Origin of the sequence: Anaerostipes hadrus ATCC 29173 = JCM 17467 (genome assembly GCF_030296915.1) — a bacterium.
Lineage (GTDB): Bacteria > Bacillota > Clostridia > Lachnospirales > Lachnospiraceae > Anaerostipes > Anaerostipes hadrus.
The window spans coordinates 1,636,588-1,655,951 of sequence record NZ_AP028031.1 but is presented as its reverse complement, the minus strand read 5'-3'; the positions used below and the strand labels follow the sequence as shown (position 1 = coordinate 1,655,951).

At 35.4% G+C, this 19,364-nt stretch carries 20 protein-coding genes; 14 read left to right on the top strand and 6 right to left on the bottom strand.

All coding sequences use genetic code 11. The annotated features are described in order from the left end of the window. Window positions 1–3 precede the first annotated feature (3 nt). The gene (locus tag QUE18_RS08080) at window positions 4–1,059 is read left to right on the top strand and encodes a hypothetical protein (RefSeq protein WP_009264366.1); all 1,056 of its coding nucleotides are present in this window, start codon (window positions 4–6) and stop codon (window positions 1,057–1,059) included. Window positions 1,060–1,132: 73 nt separating this feature from the next. Here QUE18_RS08080 and QUE18_RS08075 read toward each other — a convergent pair whose 3' ends face one another. After that, window positions 1,133–1,276 carry a hypothetical protein gene (locus tag QUE18_RS08075; RefSeq protein ID WP_015530419.1) on the bottom strand — a complete coding sequence of 48 codons (144 nt, stop codon included), beginning with the start codon at window positions 1,274–1,276 and terminating at the stop codon, window positions 1,133–1,135. 192 nt (window positions 1,277–1,468) lie between these two features. Here QUE18_RS08075 and QUE18_RS13835 point away from each other — a divergent pair, with 192 nt between their 5' ends. From QUE18_RS13835 to iscB, 7 genes are all read left to right on the top strand, one after another. Further along, entirely contained in the window at window positions 1,469–1,717 is a 249-nt protein-coding gene (locus QUE18_RS13835; protein ID WP_077327183.1) for a BlaI/MecI/CopY family transcriptional regulator, read from the top strand. Window positions 1,718–1,992: 275 nt separating this feature from the next. Then, a complete protein-coding gene (locus tag QUE18_RS08065; protein ID WP_286256752.1) occupies window positions 1,993–3,234 on the top strand; it encodes a leucine-rich repeat domain-containing protein in 1,242 nt (413 codons plus the stop codon). Between the two features lie 472 nt (window positions 3,235–3,706). Further along, a complete protein-coding gene (locus QUE18_RS08060; RefSeq protein ID WP_008391413.1) occupies window positions 3,707–3,937 on the top strand; it encodes a hypothetical protein in 231 nt (76 codons plus the stop codon). Between the two features lie 68 nt (window positions 3,938–4,005). Continuing rightward, entirely contained in the window at window positions 4,006–5,256 is a 1,251-nt protein-coding gene (locus QUE18_RS08055) for a leucine-rich repeat domain-containing protein (protein ID WP_009204590.1), read from the top strand. 211 nt (window positions 5,257–5,467) lie between these two features. After that, window positions 5,468–5,758 carry a nucleotidyltransferase family protein gene (locus QUE18_RS08050; protein ID WP_008391410.1) on the top strand — a complete coding sequence of 97 codons (291 nt, stop codon included), beginning with the start codon at window positions 5,468–5,470 and terminating at the stop codon, window positions 5,756–5,758. Then, window positions 5,745–5,978, top strand: coding sequence for a nucleotidyltransferase substrate binding protein (locus QUE18_RS08045; protein WP_009204589.1), 234 nt, complete (start codon window positions 5,745–5,747; stop codon window positions 5,976–5,978). The genes QUE18_RS08050 and QUE18_RS08045 overlap by 14 nt, the downstream gene beginning before the upstream one ends. Before the next feature lie 273 nt (window positions 5,979–6,251). Beyond that, on the top strand, window positions 6,252–7,511 hold the full coding sequence (gene iscB / locus QUE18_RS08040; protein ID WP_040344598.1) for an RNA-guided endonuclease IscB: 1,260 nt from the start codon (window positions 6,252–6,254) through the stop codon (window positions 7,509–7,511). Between the two features lie 105 nt (window positions 7,512–7,616). Here the strand turns inward: iscB and QUE18_RS08035 are convergent, their stop codons facing one another. Continuing rightward, window positions 7,617–8,090, bottom strand: coding sequence for a hypothetical protein (locus QUE18_RS08035; RefSeq protein WP_008391406.1), 474 nt, complete (start codon window positions 8,088–8,090; stop codon window positions 7,617–7,619). Window positions 8,091–8,217: 127 nt separating this feature from the next. Between QUE18_RS08035 and QUE18_RS08030 the strand changes: the two genes are divergently transcribed. Both QUE18_RS08030 and QUE18_RS08025 read left to right on the top strand, forming a co-directional pair. Beyond that, window positions 8,218–8,889: a response regulator transcription factor gene (locus QUE18_RS08030; protein ID WP_008391403.1), complete on the top strand. Its 672-nt coding sequence runs from the start codon at window positions 8,218–8,220 to the stop codon at window positions 8,887–8,889. Continuing rightward, window positions 8,886–10,259: a HAMP domain-containing sensor histidine kinase gene (locus QUE18_RS08025; RefSeq protein ID WP_009204587.1), complete on the top strand. Its 1,374-nt coding sequence runs from the start codon at window positions 8,886–8,888 to the stop codon at window positions 10,257–10,259. Before QUE18_RS08030 ends, QUE18_RS08025 begins: the two co-directional genes overlap by 4 nt. Window positions 10,260–10,305: 46 nt before the next feature. On the opposite strand, the gene QUE18_RS08020 is transcribed toward QUE18_RS08025, so the two are convergent. Together QUE18_RS08020 and QUE18_RS08015 are read right to left on the bottom strand one after the other, a co-directional pair. Continuing rightward, entirely contained in the window at window positions 10,306–11,583 is a 1,278-nt protein-coding gene (locus tag QUE18_RS08020) for a cytidylate kinase family protein (protein WP_009204586.1), read from the bottom strand. 8 nt (window positions 11,584–11,591) lie between these two features. Next, window positions 11,592–12,017, bottom strand: a complete 426-nt coding sequence (locus tag QUE18_RS08015; RefSeq protein WP_015530422.1) for a MarR family winged helix-turn-helix transcriptional regulator — start codon at window positions 12,015–12,017, stop codon at window positions 11,592–11,594. A 181-nt stretch (window positions 12,018–12,198) separates the two neighbouring features. Between QUE18_RS08015 and QUE18_RS08010 the strand changes: the two genes are divergently transcribed. Next, entirely contained in the window at window positions 12,199–13,131 is a 933-nt protein-coding gene (locus tag QUE18_RS08010; RefSeq protein ID WP_009204584.1) for a LysR family transcriptional regulator, read from the top strand. Window positions 13,132–13,247: 116 nt separating this feature from the next. Further along, the gene (locus tag QUE18_RS08005; RefSeq protein WP_008391393.1) at window positions 13,248–14,543 is read left to right on the top strand and encodes an O-acetylhomoserine aminocarboxypropyltransferase/cysteine synthase family protein; all 1,296 of its coding nucleotides are present in this window, start codon (window positions 13,248–13,250) and stop codon (window positions 14,541–14,543) included. 368 nt (window positions 14,544–14,911) lie between these two features. Here QUE18_RS08005 and QUE18_RS08000 read toward each other — a convergent pair whose 3' ends face one another. Then, window positions 14,912–15,421, bottom strand: a complete 510-nt coding sequence (locus QUE18_RS08000; RefSeq protein ID WP_008391392.1) for a VanZ family protein — start codon at window positions 15,419–15,421, stop codon at window positions 14,912–14,914. A 197-nt stretch (window positions 15,422–15,618) separates the two neighbouring features. On the opposite strand from QUE18_RS08000, the gene QUE18_RS07995 reads away from it, so the two are divergent. Next, window positions 15,619–16,218, top strand: a complete 600-nt coding sequence (locus QUE18_RS07995; RefSeq protein ID WP_040344594.1) for a sigma-70 family RNA polymerase sigma factor — start codon at window positions 15,619–15,621, stop codon at window positions 16,216–16,218. Continuing rightward, window positions 16,202–17,188, top strand: coding sequence for a DUF4179 domain-containing protein (locus QUE18_RS07990; RefSeq protein ID WP_009204583.1), 987 nt, complete (start codon window positions 16,202–16,204; stop codon window positions 17,186–17,188). The genes QUE18_RS07995 and QUE18_RS07990 overlap by 17 nt, the downstream gene beginning before the upstream one ends. A 143-nt stretch (window positions 17,189–17,331) precedes the next feature. Here the strand turns inward: QUE18_RS07990 and QUE18_RS07985 are convergent, their stop codons facing one another. Then, window positions 17,332–19,329 (bottom strand): oxidoreductase, encoded by a 1,998-nt coding sequence (locus QUE18_RS07985; RefSeq protein ID WP_040344593.1) that lies wholly within the window; start codon window positions 19,327–19,329, stop codon window positions 17,332–17,334. Window positions 19,330–19,364: the final 35 nt, after the last annotated feature.

Below are 19,364 nucleotides of genomic sequence, written 5' to 3'. Positions count from 1 at the left end.
ATTATGAAACAAAAAAGATTTTACAGCTATGCACTTGCAACGAGTCTTTTGATTAGTTCATTCGGAGGCTTAGTGAATGTATCTGCAGCAACCTATCAGGATGCAGAAGAAGTTAAGGCACAAGAACATGTCAGCATCATGAAAATGGATGCATCAGCAAGTGATTTGTTCAAATTTTCAACAAAATCACAAAGTAAATGGATTCCAGTTTATCCACAGGCAGATGGTATTTTAGAAATTGGTGCAAATGTATCTGTATATGATAAGGATAAAAAGGCAGTAGCGACAATTCTTGATACAGAAGATCAACAAGTATTTGTACCAAATGTAAAGAAGGGAGAAGTATATTATCTAAAACTGGCAGATCAGATAAAAGATGAATTTGTAGCAACAATTTGTGTAAAAAAAGATAATGTGACACCACTTCAGACAAATATATTATATACACAGTCAGGGCAGGATAAAAATATTTATCAAGAATTCAAAACGGATAAGAGAAGCAGCCAAAGCATTTATCTCAAACCATCTAATTACAGTAATAAAAATGTTACATTCTACCTTCAAAAAAAGGAAAAAGGTGTATGGAAAACAATTACAAATAGGATGATAGCGGTTGCAAATGATCATAAAAGGGTAACCTTTGATACAGGACTAAAAAAAGGAGAATATCGTTTAGTATCCAATGCTGCAACAGGTCAGATTTATCAGATTGCACTTCAGAATCAGCCAGTCAGCAACAAATATCAGACAAAGAAAGCAAAAGCACAAACAATTAAAAAAGGAAAAACAGTACGGAATATTTATACAACATCAGAGAAAGCAGCCCGCTGGTATAAAGTAAAAGCAACAAAGAAGCAGAGCATAAAAATCAGTACAAATAATAATTCTGGTAAATTAGAAGTAAGCATTTACAAAAAAGGAAGAAAAAAAGTGCTGAAAAAACTTTCATTCAAAGGAGAGCAATCCAAGACATATCGTGTAAAGAAAGGTACCTATTACGTCAAAACTGCAAAATCAGGTGCGAAGATGAATGGAGAATACACGATCAGATGTAAATAGCCAATAATAACAAAGGTACATGGAAAAAGAAAGATGTCAATCAATTCATTTGTAATACTTTTGCTTCCCATTCCTATGATGTTTTCAGCATTAGTTCAAATGGTAGTTTGCGTTTTCTAGAAAAATCACGTTTGGGATTATTGCAGTATTTTTCATAGTTGATAGACACCTCGTGAATTTCAGATAATAAAATTTCTTTAATTTGTTGTGAATTCATTTGTTACCTCCTTTCAATTAATTTCTTACTTAATTACAAGGGCCGCTTTCGCAATCTTATTTTCATTCAATAGCGAAAGCGGCCGCACATTTTTGAATCGGTGGCAAGCATTTTTTGTAAAAAGGTGCAAAAAAGGAACCCCATATCATTTCTGATATAGCGATTCCTATTATAGCATCTTAACTTAATGACATTGGTATCCGAACATATCTCTTTCGTTTAGAAGAAAAAGGATATCTCAAAGTAGAAGTAAGAAAAAGAAGAGCATATATTAATGTAATCATCGACAAAGAAAGTTATAAAAAGGAAAAAGCAGGAGAAATATTAGAAGAATGGTTTGATGGTTCAGCGAAAGAATTGATAAGTGCGATCAGTGGAAATATTAAGAAAGATGATACAGAAGAATTGAAAGGCATTTTAGATGGTTTTGATTTTAAATAGGATAGTAATACAGAGTTTTGCATGGATAATATTAGCAACATTTCTTGGAACAATCATGTATCTCTTTTGGAAAGTTGTAGAAAAATTTGTTGAAAAATGTGGTTATGTTGATATTAATTATTTCATATGGAAAATAGTGATTTTATTAGTTGATAGATATAATTATACCATGATATAATAGCAATAGAATCAGAAGATTTTATGAAATAAGTGATGACCAGGGGCAGGGTAGTATGAAAAGAAGATGTGCAATAGGAAAAAGGAGGGTAATGCAAATGAAAAAAAGATTATTATGCTTTACCATGTTACTGACAGTAACGATCAGTGCAATCACATTCACGAATAATGTGAAAGCAGCAACCAAATGGAACACAAGTAAATCAGTCACGAAAGAAGAAAACGGTATCAAGTATTCTGCATATTTGACAGAAGATGGTAAAGAAAGCTGGATCTATCAGATTAAATTAAGCAAAAAGATCACAAAATTAACATTGCCAAAAGAGATTAATCAGGCAAAACTTACCAGAGTAGGATTTGGAGAAGAATTATATGGGGAAGGACATGATTCATATATAAATATTTTTGGAGATACGATCGAACCATGGCATGGATGCTACGGAACATTGTCATATAATGACAAGAATAAAAGAACGATTCAAGAAATTGTATTTCCCAATACCGTGAATCAGATAGAAGCAGCTTCATTTACCGGAATGACAAAGCTTAGGGAACTTAAGATGCCAGAGCAGGTTACAAAGGTACCATCTTATGCATTTGCAAAATGTACGGTACTTAGTAAGGTTACATTTTCAAAGAACATGCAGTCAATTGCAAGCAGTGCATTTTTACACAGTAATCAAGTGAAAACATTCAGTTGCCCAAAATCCAATAAAACATTTGCAGTGAAAAAAGGAATGTTGATGACAAAATCAGGAAAAACATTAGTGCTTGTACCAAACAAGATGAAAAAAGTCACAATCCCTACAAGTGTGAAAACAATTAAAGCAAAGACATTTAATGGTTCACAGGCAACAAGCATTGTAATTCCAAAGTCTGTAAAGAAGATTGAAGCAAAAGCATTATCTAGCAAAAAGGTTACAAAAGTAAGCTTAAGCAGCAAAAATAAGATTTACAAGATGGCAAATAACTGCATCTATCGGAAGTCCGATGGGTTATTAGTTGGAGTAATTGCAAAAACAAAGAAGGTTAGCATTCCATCCAAAGTAAAAGTGATTGATGATACAGTTTCTGTGATGGGAAAGATTGGCACGAAGAATCAGGTACATATTCCAAAATCCGTAAATAAGGTAGTGGAACGCTGGATGTTTTATGGAGACGCAACGGTGTACTTCCACGGAATGAAACCGCCAGTGATCGTTAGTGAATATAATGGCAATGAATTTACAGCACTGCCAATCTTTAATAAAGTCTATGTGCCAAAGAAAGCAAAGAATACCTATATCAAATGGGCAAAAGACAGAGATGGTTTGACATGGCATGATCTGCATACATTTTAACAAACGTAAGAAAACAATAATAGCAAAGAGATACATGGAAAAAAAGATGTAATTGGCTTGCATTATTAGGATGTAAATCGGAAGATTTGTTAGAGATATAAAGTAAAAAGGGTAGATGTCGTTTTGGCATCTACCCTTTTAAGACAGTATTGGTAAGATATTAGAAAAAGATATTATATATTTTATTTTGTCTTTCAATTAAAGTATAATATTATTTTAAATATTTACAATAAAAATATTTAAAAATAAAAAGAATTTCAAATCAAAATAATTATTGACAAATAACTGATTAAAGATATAATGAAAATAAGTATTTAAATTATTAGAGATGAGCAAAATGAATGTCTTTCAAAATTTTTTGACGGTAGATAACAATCAGCTCCTTTCGGTGAGTTGATTTTGACAACTTAATTATACCATTTGGGGATGGTTGTTACTATAAGATTCTAATGTTCAGAAGCGCAGATTTACAATGGCATATAGAATAGAACGAAATAATTTATATAGATACCAAGGAAAACGCAGTGATGTTGCGGTTTGCCATGATTTTCATGCAGCAGGAGATACTGATGGAAGCTACTATGTGGATGATAGTGCAAATAAATACTATAGAATAGTTAATATTTCAAAATATGCGACACAAGTAAAAATTACAGATGAAAATGTTATTAAACATTATGGGATGATAAATATTAGTAGATAATTATATTAAATAATTGTATAATATAAGAAAGCAATAAATATATTTTATAAACAAGGAGGGACAATCAAATGAAAAAAAGATTACTATGTTTTATCACTCTGCTAACAGCAACGATCAGTGCGGTCACACTCACGAACAATGTGAAAGCAGCAACCAAATGGAACACAAGTAAATCAGTCACGAAAGAAGAAAATGGTATCAAGTATTCTGCATATTTGACAGAAGACGGCAAAGAAAGCTGGATCTATCAGATTAAATTAAGCAAAAAGATCACAAAATTAACATTGCCAAAAGAGATTAATCAGGCAAAACTTACCAGAGTAGGATTTGGAAAAGAATTATATAATAAAGGTGAGGATGAGGATGCTTATCAAAATCTGTTTGGAGATACCATTGAACCATGGCATAACTGTTATGGAGATCTGTCAAATGATGATAAGAACAAACAGACCATTGAAACAGTAGCGATTCCAGGTACAGTAAATCAGTTGGAGATAGCAACATTTAGTGGTATGAAAAAACTAAAAAGTGTCGTGATTCCAGAACAGACAGCAAGTGTACCAGCATATACTTTCGCAAAATGCAGTGCATTATCTAAAGTAACATTTTCAAAAAATATGAACGAAATAGACAGCACAGCGTTTGTAAAGAGCAATCAGGTAAAAACATTCAGTTGTCCAAAAGCAAATAAAACATTTGCGGTGAAAAAAGGCATGTTGACAACAAGATCTGGAAAAACCTTAGTACTTGTACCAAACAAGATGAAAAAGCTTACAATTCCATCATCTGTAAAAGAAATCAAAGCAAATGCTCTAAATGGATCACAGGCAACAAGTATTGTAATTCCAAAGTCAGTAAAGAAGATCGGTGCCAAAGCATTAGAAAGCAAGAAGATTACAAAAGTAAGCTTAAGCAGTAAAAATAAGACTTACAAGATGGCAAATAACTGCATCTATCGTAAATCCAATGGAACATTAACAGCAGTGCTTGTTAAGACAAAGAAGATCACAATTCCATCCAAAGTAAAAGTGATTGATGATACAGTTTCTGTGATGGGCAAGATTGGCACGAAGAATCAGGTACATATTCCAAAATCTGTGAAGAAAGTCGTAGAAGATTGGATGTTCTTTGGAGATAGTGCTACCGTATATTTCCACGGAACAAAACCACCAGTGATCGTGAGCAAATTTAAAGGAAATGAATTCACAGCTCTTCCAATCTTTAATAAAGTCTATGTGCCAAAGAAAGCAAAGAAGACATACATTAAATGGGCAAAAGACAGAGATGGATTAAAGTGGAATAATCTGCATACATTTTAAATAAGAAAACAATAATAGCAAAGAGATACATGGGAAAAAAGATGCCAAAACTACAATGGCATCTTTTTTTTGATCATTAAGAAAAAAGAGATGTAAGTGGCTTGCATTATTAGGATATAAATTGGAAGATTTACTGGAGATATAAAAGATGTTATAATATTTCCAAGACATAAGATTCCATTTAATGTAGAAAATCAGGAGGCAGCAGGGTATGAAATACAATATTCCAGAAAGAGTTTTAAAGGACATTTCTGCATTTGCAAAAAAATATTCAATCAATAAAGTAATTTTATTTGGATCGAGAGCAAGAGGTGACAATACAGAGAGAAGTGATATTGATATTGCTGTATATGGCGGAGATTTTGACTCTTTTTATTGGGATATTAAAGAAAAAGTACATTCTCTTTTAAGTTTTGATGTGGTAGAAGCAGATAAGCCAATTTCAGAGGAATTAAAACAAGAAATAGAAAAGGATGGTGTGATAATATATGAAAAAGCTTGAGAACTTTTCGAATTGTCTTGAAGTGTTAAAAAGTGCAGATTTTGAAATGGCAGATAATAATGATATTTACAGAACAGGCGTAATCGGACAATTTAATTTGACATTTGAGCTTGCATGGAAGGCATTACAAGAGATATTAAAAATGCACGGAGCAGACGGAGCGGCAACTGGGTCACCAAGAGAGATTTTACAGTTAGGGTGTGAACTACCCACAACCTAAAGGTAGTGGGCTTCTGTTAAATGGTTCACCAGACTAAGCATTCAGAAATGGATACTACGATATTTAGGTCATGATACCCTCGGTTGACGCAACAGACCGTCGCTCTATCGTACATATTTAAGTTAGGTCAGAGTAAGAACAGCCTTGTGATATGTATGCGAAAAAGCCTTTATATCATTGTCGAGTTGAAGTCGGAACAGTTGCATGGTAACAGTACAGCAAAGTACGCATCACCTACCATTTGGTAGAGTATTTATAAGGAGGAACTTATTTATGGTTTATGTGATTTCACAAGATGGTAAACCACTAATGCCATGTAGTGATCCAATTGCAAGATTATTACTTAAGCAAGGCAAAGCAAAAGTTAAGAAGCGTGAGCCATTTACAATTAAGTTAACTTACGAAACAACAAATCACACTCAAGGCTTAACTCTTGGTGTAGATACTGGAAGCGGAACTATTGGCACTGCTGTAAGTAAAGACAATGGAGATATTGTCTATATGTCAGAAGTTGTTGTAAGAAACGACATTACTGACAAAATGACACAAAGAGCAAAGTATCGCAGAAATAGACGAAATCGTAAAACTCGTTATAGAAAAGCAAGATGGTTAAATCGTGCAAGTTCTATCAAAAAAGATAGATTTAGTCCTACAATGCAGAGCAAACTTCACAGCCATGTAAGGGAAATAGAATACATTCAGTCTATTCTTCCCGTTACAGAAATGGTATTTGAAACAGGTCAGTTTGATATGCAGCTTATGAAAAATCCAAGTCTTGCCAACCCAAAAGTGAGACCATGGGGATACCAAAAAGGTGCTAATTATGGATTTGAAAATACCAAAGCAATGGTGCTTAATAGAGATAACTATACTTGTCAATGTTGTAAAGGCAAGCATAAGGATAGCAAATTAGAAGTCCATCATATTGTATTTCGCAGTCAAGGTGGCTCTGATGAAGAAAGTAATTTACTTACTTTATGTCATACTTGCCATAAAGACTTGCATAGTGGAAAGATTAACCCCAAATTGAGTGGTAAAGTTAAGGGTAACCTTAAATATGCTACACAGATGAATTCTATCCGTAAGCAGCTTTTCAGATTCTATCCAAATGCTATTGAAACTTTTGGATATGTAACAAAAGCGAATCGTTTGCATTTAGGTGTAGACAAAGAACATTATTATGATGCCTGTACTATCGCAACACAAGGAAATGCTTTTAATGTAAAGAGTAATCTTTACAAAAAGAAATGTGTTTCTGATGGTGATTTTCAAAAGACTAAAGGTATTCGTTCTGAACAACCTATTGTTACAGATAAGATTTGTGGTTTTAGAAAGTTTGATAAGGTTCGGTATTTTGGAAATGATTACTTTATCAAAGGAAGAATGTCTACGGGATATGCAATTCTTATGGATATTGATGGCAATAAGATTGACTTTAGCACAATGCCAAGAGGCTACAAAACACCAAAATTAAGTAATTGCAAACGCATTACAGCAAGGTCAACTGTAATGACGCAAGTAAAAGTAGTCTAACGCCATTCATCCACGGTCTAAAGACCATGGGTTTTCTGGCTGATTTTATATAAATTTTACTGAGATGGAAAAAAGATGCCAAAACTACAATGGCATCTTTTTTACCTAATCATCAATTCCAAATTTATTTTCCAAGGCATCTTCTAAAAGATCAAGCTGATCTTCCAATTTTTCTATTGTCTTTTCTCTGGATTTATAAACTTTGAAGCTTAGTTTACCGTTTTCATAAGCATGCTCAAATTCATCATCCAGATGATCAAGTTCATCATCAACCACATCAAGTTCCTTTTTCAAAGTGTAAAAACGTTTTTCGTTGACAGATGCATTGGAAGATGAAGTAGCATTATTTACTTTTTTAGTGAGTTTTTTGATTCTTTTTTTATAAGCTGAAAAATCATAAGAATCATTCTTGGCATCTGAATCAGAGGTAGAAGAATCAGTGGTATTTTCTGTAGTGGAAGTTGTTGTTGCAATTTCCTGTGTTGTGGTAGCCTCGGCAGAATCTTTCTTTGAAGGACTGCATCCTGCAAAAGCAAAAATGATAGAACATGTGAAGAATAAATATAATATTTTTTTCATTGTAAACTCCTTTCTTTGGTTGGGATAGATTTCCTTTTGTTATAAATAGCATAACCAATAAACATTAAAATAACATTAAAAATAGGTGCTGGATTCAAAAAACAGATTGTATTATAATAAAGGCATCATGAGAATATTAGTTGTTGAAGATGAAAAAGATTTAAGAAATATTATAAAGAAACGTTTGGTAAGAGAGCATTATAGTGTGGATGCCTGTGGAGATGGAGAAGAAGCGCTAGATTATATGGAGATGACATCTTATGATGGAGTTCTTCTCGACATCATGCTTCCTGGGAAGGATGGTTTTGCGGTTTTAAAGGAAGTTAGGCAGATGGGGAATGATACACCAATTCTCTTACTGACTGCAAGGGATGGTATTGAGGACCGGGTAAAGGGGCTTGACCTGGGGGCCGATGATTATCTGATTAAGCCGTTTGCGTTTGAAGAGTTACTCGCAAGAATCCGCGTGATGATGCGGAGAAAACCCCAATTTGTAACGAATCAGTTAAAGATTGCAGATCTTACTCTGGATCGGGATACAAGAATTGTGACAAGAGCAGGAAAAGAGATCAGTTTGTCGTCAAAAGAATTTATGGTGTTAGAATGTCTGATGCGGAATCAGAATATCGTGATGACGAGGCAGCAGATTGAACAAAATGCATGGAATTATGATTATGAGGGAGGGTCGAATGTTATTGATGTATATATAAGATATCTCCGAAAGAAAATTGATGCAGGATATGAGAAAAAACTGATCCATACGGTACGCGGAACAGGCTATGTGATGAGGGAAGAATGATGAAGCAGATGACGATCAAGAAAAAGGTCACATTATGGTATACAGGGATCATTGCACTTATTTTAGGAATGGTTCTTGTCTTTATGTTTTACTTTGTCGACAAAGTCGGGATTTCAGCGACAGAAGAAGAAGTCAGTGCGGCAGTGACTGGATTTTCTGCGAACTTTCAATTTCAGGATGGAACCTATTATTTATCAGAAGATACTCAGTTTTATCAGGATGGAGTCATGTTTTGTGTCTATGATGACAACGGGAAATTATTATATGGCACAATGCCAGAGAAATTTCCGAAACAGACGATCTTAAAGTCTCATACACCGAGGGTCATTACATCCGGCAGCAGCAAATGGATGGTATATGACAGTGTGCATACCTATGGAAAGAATAAGGCTATATGGATCAGGGGGATCACATCCATTCATGCGATCGAAGTATTTATGACAACATCTCAGAAAATGATGATCGTCTTATATCCCGTGTTCATTTTATTGATAGCAATGACAGGATATTTTATGCTGAAACGTGCATTAAAGCAGGTGGATCTGATCTGTGATCAGGTAGAGAATATCAGTTATGGAAAGGATCTTACAAAAAGGCTTCCATTGCCGAAAGTAAGAGATGAATTGTATGAATTATCTCATAAATTTAATCAAATGTTCGAAAGACTGGAAGAATCCTTTGAAAAAGAACAGCAGTTTACAGCAGATGTATCCCATGAACTTCGAACTCCAGTGACCGTGATCATTTCTCAATGTGAATATTTGATCGAAGATCCAGTATTAGAGGAAGAGGAAAAAGAAGAGATCATGATCATTTTAAGACAGGCAAGACGCATGTCGAAATTGATCAGTGAGATGTTAATGATCGCAAGAGGTGAGATGAACGAATCTTATGATATGGAAGAAGTTGATCTCATACTATTGACAGAAGTTATCGTAGAAGAATTGCGCGAGCAGGCAGAGAAAAAGAAGATTCAGATATCTGTTTCCAGTGATCGAGATGTAAAGATGATGGGAAATCATACATTATTATTGCGAATGATGATGAATCTTGTTCAGAATGCGATCAGCTATGGAAAGGAACATGGTCATATTGATATTCTATGGAAAGAACAAGGAGATATGATCATAGGAGAGGTAAAAGATGATGGGATAGGGATCGCTCAGGAAGATATTCCTAAGATCTGGGATCGTTTTTACCGGGTAGATAAAAGCCGTTCCAGAGAGAATGGAGGAACTGGACTTGGTCTTTCGATGGTTCACTTTATCGTGGCAGTTCATGGCGGGAAAATACATGTGGAAAGCAAAAAAGGAGAAGGAACAAGTTTTATATTTCAGTTTCCAAAAATATTAGAAAGTAGAAAAGGATAGATACCAAAGTTAATAAGGCATCTATCCTTTTTACAATCATAATAAATTACTGAATATGTTTCAACCCTTCACAAATGCTATCAAGCACAAAATCATCTCCAAGTGAAGTGTCCAGTGTCAGATGGTAGTTTCTGGATAATCCCCATGGTTGATGTGTATAATAATGATAGTTATCAGAACGCTTGCGGTTCATCTGGATTGCTTTCGTCAGTGCCGCATCATGAGATAAGTTTTCCGTTCTCATAATTCGTTTCACACGATACTCGGCAGGTGCATGTAAGAAGATTCGCATGCAATGAGGGCGGTCTCTTAAGATATAATCCGCACAACGACCGATCACAACACAATTTCCTTTTGAAGCAAGCTCATTGATTACTTTAGATTCTGCCGCAAAGATATTATCTTTTGGAGCTGGGTTCTGTGGTGCGTGAGAATATACCTGATTCACAAGATCATAAAGCAGGGAACTACGCATCTGTTCATCATTATTCTTGATGAATTCAGGATCATAACCAGTAGAACCTGCAGCCATCTGAATGATCTCATTGTCATAGAAATCAAATCCAAGACGTTTTGCAAGAGCTTCTCCAAGGTCATGTCCACCGCTTCCATATTCACGAGCGATCGCAATGACAATAGGAGTGTCTGTTGAATCTGTGTCAGTGTCTGAATCTGTGTTAGTGTCTGAATCTGGGAACAGCATTGGCTCCACAAAAGATAAGAAACGTCCAAATAAACGTGCAATAAATCCAACAAGTAAAGCGGCAATAACTGTACCTTCACGTACACCGTCTAACTTACCTGCGAATACAAAGGAAAGAACTCCGGCAATCACAGTCATAGATACGTCAAAACAGATTTTTGTGACACCAAATTCTGTATGCCATGTCATTACAATGGCACGTACAAAAGATTCCCCAGGAAGCATCGCAACGTTAGCAAGGACTTCTGTATACACACCAAATCCAAGGATCATACATCCGATCAGCAGATAAATGATCTTCATCAAATAAAAGGACGGATTTACAAATCCAAGAAGGATCATAGACCAGTCAATAAAATATCCGAATAAGATAGAGATTGGAATCTGTAACACGTGTTCCAGTTTAAAATTCTTTCGTAAGATCAACAGCTGTAAAAAGATCAGTAACAGGCTGAAGAAAATGGTGAAATTTCCAAGTGTAAATGGGAAATTAAGGCTCAGTACATAAGGAATGGAAGAAATTGGTGATGTACCAAGACTTGCTTTTGTGATCAGGGCAACTCCGAGAGAGTTAATATAAAGCCCAATAAAAAAGATGATATAACGTTTTAGTTTTTCCATGATGTGATTTACTCCTCTTTTGTAGTATTTTTATATAGTTTTTCAAAGATCTTTAGAAATTGTTCTTTTTCTGCATTAGAAATCCCAGAAAAAACTTCTTGTTCAAGAGATAAGAAAGCTTTTTCAATCGATTCAGACAGTTCCATTCCATAATCTGTCAGGAAAATATGAAAGGATCGGCGATTTCCGTTCAAATTCTTACGCTCGATCATATGCTGTTTTTCCATTCGATTTAAAATAGAAGTCAAAGAAGCAGGTTCGATATGACAAGCATGGGCAATGTCTTTTTGACTGGCACCATTATGATATCGAAGATGGTCTAAGACCTTTGGCTGGCCGGTTGAGAGGCCAAGTGGCTTTAAGACAGCCATGATTTTCTTCTGAAGGCTTAAATGATTGGACATCAGAAGATAATGATAAGATGATTCATACATAGATGATACTCCTTTTATGATTAGAAAGCTGATAGTTAGAATTCTAACTATTGAAACAGCCATCATTATAAGACAAAGCAAACCAATATGTCAAGAGCATTTCTTTCAAAAATTATAAGACAAGCGGCGAAAAATCAAGTATAATAAACCACGGACAGAAAAGATAAGGAAGGGAAGAACCATGACATTAACACAATTAAGATATATTATAGCAATCGCAGATACAGGATCTATGAATGAGGCGGCAAAAAGCCTGTTTATCTCACAGCCAAGTCTATCTCTTGCAGTCAAAGAATTAGAAAAAGAGATTGGAACAAGACTCTTTAAGAGAAGCAATCGAGGAGTATCAGTCACACAAGAAGGGATGGAATTCTTAAGTTATGCAAGACAGGTCGTTGAACAGTATCAGCTTATGGAATCTCGCTATATTGAGAAGAAAAATATCAAGAAGAAATTCGGAGTTTCCATGCAGCATTATACATTTGCAGTGAATGCTTTTGTGGAGATGGTCAAACAGTTTGGTATGGATGAATACGAATTTGCAGTCAGAGAGACAAAGACATACGAAGTGATCAAGGATGTCAAAGATTTTCACAGTGAGATCGGGATCCTTTATTTAAATGAATTTAATAAGAAGGTATTAAGCAAGATGCTGCAGGAATCAGGGCTTGAATTCCATCCATTATTGGAATGTGGAATCTATGTTTATATGTGGAAGGGACACCCACTAGCAGACAAAGAGGAGATTTCGATCGAAGAGCTGGAAGAATATCCATGCCTGTCATTTGAACAGGGGGAATATAACTCCTTTTATTTTGCAGAGGAAGTATTAAGTACCTATGAATATAAACGTCTGATCAAAGCAAATGACAGAGCTACTATGTTAAATCTCATGGTTGGGTTAAATGGATATACATTATGTTCAGGAATTATCTGTGAAAGCTTAAATGGTGATGATTACTGTGCTGTGAAACTAAAATCGGATGAGCTCATGACGATTGGCTATATCAAGCGAAAAGGAGTCGCGATCAGCCCATTAGGAGAGAAGTACTTAGAGGAGATCAAAAAGTATAAAGCTATGGGTGACGACTCTGGCTATAGGGATATCCTATAACTAGATGTTGACTTTTCATATTGGACAAGTAGGAAATCTAATGGTAAGATAAGTTTGTAATCAAGAAAGACAACATACAAAATTCAAAATAAAAGTCAACAAAGGAGATAGAAATTATGAGTAAAGAAAGAAATTATAAGTTTGAAACATTACAGTTACACGTAGGACAGGAACAGCCAGATCCAGTGACAGATGCAAGAGCAGTACCTATTTATCAGACATCATCTTATGTATTCAGAAATTGCGATCATGCAGCAGCTCGTTTCGGACTTGCAGATGCAGGTAACATCTACGGAAGATTAACAAACCCAACAGAAGATGTTTTTGAACAGAGAATCGCAGCACTAGAAGGTGGAGTTGCAGCATTAGCAGTAGCATCTGGAGCAGCAGCGATCACATATGCGATTGAAAATATTACAAAAGCAGGAGATCACGTAGTTGCAGCGAAAAATATTTACGGTGGAACATACAACTTCTTAGAGCATACATTACCAGATTACGGAATCGAAACAACATTCGTAGACATTTTCAATGAAGATGAAGTAAGAGCAGCAATCCAAGATAACACAAAATTATTATTCATCGAAACATTAGGAAATCCAAACTCAGACGTTGTAGACATTGAGAAAGCAGCAGCGATCGCTCATGAACACAACATTCCACTGATCGTAGATAATACATTTGCAACACCATACCTTGTAAGACCAATCGAATATGGAGCAGACATCGTAGTACATTCAGCAACAAAATTCATCGGTGGTCACGGAACAACAATCGGTGGTGTCATCATTGACGGTGGTAAATTCGACTGGGAAGCATCAGGAAAATTCCCATCATTAGTAGAACCAAACCCAAGCTACCATGGAGTAAGCTTTACAAAAGACGTTGGAGCAGCTGCATTCGTAACAAAGATCAGAGCATTATTACTTCGTGACACAGGAGCAACATTATCTCCAGTTCATGCATTCATCTTCTTACAGGGATTAGAAACATTATCCTTAAGAGTAGAACGTCATGTACAAAATGCATTAAAAGTTGTAGAATACCTGAAAAACCATCCAGCAGTAGAAAAAGTAAACCATCCATCTGTATCTGACGATCCAGAACAGCAGGAATTATACAAAAAATACTTCCCTAACGGTGGTGGATCTATCTTCACATTCGAGATCAAAGGTGATGCACAGAAAGCAAAAGACTTTATTGATCACTTAGAGTTATTCTCACTGCTTGCAAACGTAGCAGACGTGAAATCCTTAGTCATCCATCCAGCATCTACAACACATTCTCAGATGACTGAAGAAGAATTATTAGGATCAGGAATCAAACCTAACACAATTCGTCTGTCAATTGGTACAGAAAATATCGATGATATCATCGAAGATTTAGAGGAAGCTTTTAAAGCAGTACAGTAAGATAAGTTTTTCTTGCGAAATGTAAATTAAATGTCAATTTTCCTAAAAAATAATATAATCTCGACCTTAAAACGAAAATGCCTGGATAAGTGTAGGATAAGCTTGTTCAGGCATTTTTTGTAAAATTTAATTTGATTGGCCAATTGTAGGCTATGAGTATATGATAAAACATATTGATAGCAGAGAGATGATGAAATATAATAGGTTCTAGAATATTAATTTAGTTCCAGACAAACAGAAATTTGTAAGGAAAAAACTGTTGTCGTATATTACTTAAATTGGAATCCTTTAACCTATAACAGGAAACAACCTACGGGAATTCCGATAGCCTTTATTTCCATCACATACATCAAAGACTAAATTCAAATTTAATTAGCGTGAAAAATTGCCAATAAAAATCCAGATACAGCCGCACTTCCAAAAGCAGCGCAGATGAATACAACAATTTCTGTCATACGTTCATTTCGACAGATCTTATTAAGCAGAGAATAAATCAAAAGTCCAACAATTCCCCCAACTGTATTCATGATTACATCCGTAATATCACTGCGTCCAATTGCCAAAACATACTGCAGAACCTCATAAATCAAGCTTACAGAGAAGAAAGACAACACTTTCTCAGACAAATTCCAACGTCGATACAAAACTCCAATATAAATTCCAAAAGGGCAGAAAACAAGAATATTATCGATCATCTCAGAAAAGTTGATTCGTCCATTTGTGATCATGGCACCTTTGAATGGAATCAGATTCAGGCTTCGTATCCCATGATCGATCGTGTCAAAAGAAACTGCCATCTTAAATAAGATGATCCAGGTTAGTGCCGCCAGATAAAATACAAATAATAAATGAAGTAAAAAAGTTCGTTTGTTTTTCATAAAGAAATCCTCCTTGATCGTTATGATATGATCTTAACAAAGAAAAGAAACGAATAAGTTGATGTTTTTCTTTCACTTTTCTTAAGACATAATGGAAAAATAGATAAAAATGGACAGATTTTTCATTTCCAATACGAAGTAATAAATAGACCGGTAAATAAAAGTACTGTATACAGTAAGATATGGAGGGTAAATATGTGAAGATCAAGGAACAAAATTTGATAAAACAATTAAAGAAGAAAAATCCACAGGCGATCGATTACATCATAGATCAATATGGAGGCCTGATCAAAACGGTACTTCTTAAAAATCTTTATGATCAGAAAGACCATTGGGAAGAGTGTTTCAATGATTGTCTGTTGGCGGTTTGGAATCATCCAGAAAGATTTGATACGAAAAAAGGAGATTTCAAAGCTTTTCTGTGTGCCATTGCAAAATACAAAGCGATTGATCTTCTTCGAAAGGAATTAAAAAGAACATCAAAAGAGATTAGCATGTATGAAGAAGAATCGATCAAAGAAATCAAACAACTGTATCAGGAAGAGCGAGGATTTTTACAAGCAGAAGCAGATGCATCCGATGAAGAATTGGGAAAACTGCTAAAATGTCTTTCGGAAGAAGATAAGGATTTATTTTACCGAAGATATGTAAAAGAACAGTCAGTTGCACAGATTTCAGTAGAAACAGGGCTGCACAGAGACCGTATTTACTCAAGAATTTCCAAAGGAAAGAAAAAGATTCGGAAATTTTTCAAAGACAAAGATTACGGGGGTGAGGGTAATGAAACGAGAATATAGAGAAATCAATTTAGAAAAGTTTGTTCCAGAAGAGGAAGAAAAACTGACAAAAACAGAAAAAGAGCATATAAAGAAACAATTCTATGAAAGTACAGGAATTACAACAAAAGGACAACAAAAGAAGAAGCAGTTTAAGTGGTATTATATCCCTGCCGCATGTGTCGTATTTGGCTTGTGCGTGGCGATCACACCAATTAGGGATACCGCATTTGCAAAGGCATTAAAATCAATTGTCGGAATTGGCGAGCATCTTGGAAAAACAGAAGAAGATACTTATGTAACGCATGTAGATCAGGTAAAACAAGACAAAGACATAACGATAACATTAAAAGATGCCATCGCAAGTGACCAGCAATTAAGGTGTTCTGTTCTGGTAACAAACAAAGACAAAACAAAGACAAAATTAAAAGATGTTCAGATGGAAGATATGAAGATAAACGATCAGGAACCAGAAGAAAACAGAGGATATGCAGTTTTAGGAAAAGAAAATGTTAAAAAAGGAACGATACATTTCTTATCAGTCAACTATCAACGGCAGGATATACCAGTAAATCCTAAAATATCATTAAAAGTCCGGGTAAAAAACAAGTTGTATCATTTTAAATTTGTATTAAAGAATCAAAGGTTCAAAAAAGCAACAAAAACAGTGAGCATCGATCAAGAAATCAAAGTAAAAGGCCAGACAATTCAATTAGATGATCTGATCGTAACACCAATTGACCAGATCATTACAATAAAAGTGCTAAAGAAACAGCAGACTAAGATAAAGAATGAAGAAATATTGTTGTCTGGAACCAATCAGAGAGGTGATAAAGTCTATTTTGAAGCTTTCTTGGATGAATTTACAGGAAATGAATATCTGTATGGAACAAGAGAAAATGATGATCAGATGACATATGAATTGGATGAAAAAGATCTAACGTACACATTGAAAACAGAAGAAGGGCAGAAGCTTAAGATCAAACCATGAAAACAAAAACCCCTGAAGAATTGATTTTCTTCAGGGGTTTTTGCAACTTTTATATTTATTTTTAAGGTAGGTAGGATAGCAAGTTAAAATTTAAACCGCTTTCTTTATTGTATGATTGTTATTATTATATGTTTTGTTATATCTTACAGATATTCATGATCTGCAAGTACATTTAAGATGTTATGTCCTTCCTGAACACCATCAATGATTCTTCTAGCACGTACGCTGTCACCGATATTAATGATTTCAACGTTAGTATCAGCGAATGCTTCACGGATTTCATCAAGAACAGGAGCGTTTGCTCTCATTCCTAAGCATACGAATCCATAATCGAAAGGAAGATCTTTTTCTTCTCCATTAGCTTTTACTGTGAATGCATCAGCTTTTACTTCGCAAAGAGCTGTTTCAGTCATCTGATTTACATTGTGTTCTCTCATTAATGTGTTTGTTCCACATTTAGATACTGGATCTAAGTCTTTACCAATCTGAGGCATCATTTCTACGATGCTTACCTGCGCACCTTTTGGAGCAAAGTATTCAACAACGTCAAGACCTACAGCTCCACCACCAACGACAACAACTTTCTTACCTGTGCAGTTTTCTGGATAATCAGCTAAGTGGTTGATCATTCCTGTGATAGAAGCTACTTTAGATCCTTCTTTGTCGATGTGGTCATGTAATCCTTTGATTGGTGGAAGTAAAGGATTAGAACCTGTTGAGTTTACGATGATGTTTGGATGCAGTGCTTTAATTAATGGCAGAGTTGCTTCCTGTCCTTTGAAGATAAACAGGTTTGTTAATTTAGAAGCACGGTGTACAAGGTAGTCAGGGAAGTCTCTTAAACGTTTCTTATCTGGAATCTTAGAGATTTCAACAGCTAATCCACCAAGGTGATCATTCTTTTCGAATAAGAATGTAGTACATCCAACTTCAGCAGCTGTACAAGCAGCTTCAAGACCAGCAGTACCACCACCGATAACAACAACGTTACAAGGTTTATTTACTTTTTTCTTTTTATAATCAAATCCAGAGTTTACAGTAGGGTTTACTGTACAACGGATTGGACGGTTAACTCCGATACGGTTTCCAGCACATCCGATGTTACAAGAAATACATTTTCTGATGTCATCTTCATGTCCTGTAGCAACTTTTTTCACCCAGTGAGGATCAGCAATCAGTCCACGACCCATACCGATGATATCAGCATCTCCACGCTCTAAGATATCGTCAGCGACACGAGGATCACGGATGTTACCCATAGTTACACAAGGTTTGTTGTATTTTTCTCTGACAGCTTTTGCCATGTAAGATCTCCAACCATCTTTTAAGTAGTTGGCATCGATCTGGAACTGAAGAGAACCATTTAATCCAGCAGATACGTCAAATGCATCAACTTCTTCCTGGAAGTAAGAAAGTAACTCTAAAGTATCTTCTAATGTGTTTCCACCTTCCATCAGTTCATCAGCACTGATACGAACGAAGATAGGGAACATAGGTCCAACCTGTTTACGAACTTCTTCAACAACTAATTTTGTGAAGCGGGCACGGTTTTCTGGACATCCACCGAATTCATCTGTACGTTTGTTTGTTGTAGGAGACATAAACTGACTTAATAAGTAAGAATGTCCTGCATGGATCTCAACGCAGTCAAATCCACAAGCCTGTGCACGAGCAGCAGCTTCTCCATATTTTTTAACGATTTCATAAATTTCTTCTACTTTCAGAGGACGAGGAATCTCTCCACCTGCTTTAGAAGGAATATCAGATGCAGATACTGGCTGCATATTTGTTCTCTTAGACTGAGCAGAAGCACCAGCGTGGTTTAACTGAACACCAACGCAAGCTCCGTGAGCGTGTAATGTTTCACATAATTTGAAGAAACGAGGCATATAGTTGTCATGATCGATACGGATCTGAGTTGTTCCGTTAGATCCAAGTGGTGAATCAACACTTGCGTTTTCAACCATGATCAGACCAACTCCGCCTTTTGCTCTTTCTGTATAGTAATCAATGTGTAAGAAACTCATTTCTCCTGTCTGTTCACCGTAGTTAGTTCCCATTGGTGTCATCATGATGCGGTTTCTCATTGTCATGTTCTTAATTGTTAATGGTGTGAAAATGTTTTTATAGTTGCTTTTCATTAGAATTGAACCTCCAAAAAATTAAATCCAAAAAA